General features: G+C 66.4%; 2 protein-coding genes. One reads left to right on the top strand and one right to left on the bottom strand.

Annotated elements, in window-relative coordinates:
• Positions 1 to 306 (bottom strand): M17 family peptidase N-terminal domain-containing protein (locus ON45_RS20420; protein ID WP_277619190.1); only part of this gene is annotated, 306 nt, incomplete at its 3' end.
• A gap of 133 nt (positions 307 to 439) precedes the next feature.
• Between ON45_RS20420 and ON45_RS22840 the strand changes: the two genes are divergently transcribed.
• Positions 440 to 702: hypothetical protein (locus ON45_RS22840; protein WP_148288811.1), on the top strand; the 263-nt coding region annotated here is incomplete at its 3' end.

Raw genomic sequence — 702 nt, 5'->3', positions numbered from 1 at the left:
GAGCCGCTCGAACTTCGACGCCGCTCGCGCGAACGACGCGGCTGCACGGCGGAGTTCGTTGGCATCGACGTCATCGGCGTCACCGATTCCGACGGCGACCAGCAGCCCGTCTCCGTTCGGGATGGACAGCAACTGACCCGACTTCCCGTCGAAACCGTTGGCCTTGAGCGCCGACCGACTCAGCCCGAGTTGACGTGGAACCGCACCCTTCTCGCCCACGGCGAAACCGACGGCCTCGGCGTCGGAGGGGACCGACCGAGCGGTCGAGACGGTCACGGACTGGACGGCAACACTGGCATCGATCATCGACCCAGTCTGCCCGACGGCCACGAAACCCGGTCACGCGGGGTCGACTCACGCTCGCCCGGGCGGCGAGTCAGGTGGTTTGTCGGTGGTGGGTGAGTGCGGTGGCGAGTCGGTTGCGGGTGATGGTGGTCTGGTGGGCGATGAACTCGGGACTGTCGAGGTCATCGAGGTCATCATCGTCATCGAGGTTGATGTGGGGTGGTCGGGTGCCGGTGGGCAGGATGATGGTGCCGTCGTGGCGGATGGTGTAGCTGCATCCGTTTCGGGCGCGTCGGGTTCGCCATCGGTGTCGGTGTTTGTCGAGGTTGTGGAACCGGCACAACATCGCGGCGTTGGCCTGGTCGGTGCGGCCTCCATCGCGGTGCCATTCGTCGACGTGGTCGACGTCGCACCAGT

Source organism: Ilumatobacter nonamiensis YM16-303 (genome assembly GCF_000350145.1).
Taxonomy (GTDB): domain Bacteria; phylum Actinomycetota; class Acidimicrobiia; order Acidimicrobiales; family Ilumatobacteraceae; genus Ilumatobacter_A; species Ilumatobacter_A nonamiensis.
Note: the sequence above shows the minus strand (reverse complement) of the source record. Positions and strands in the feature narration are given on the sequence as shown.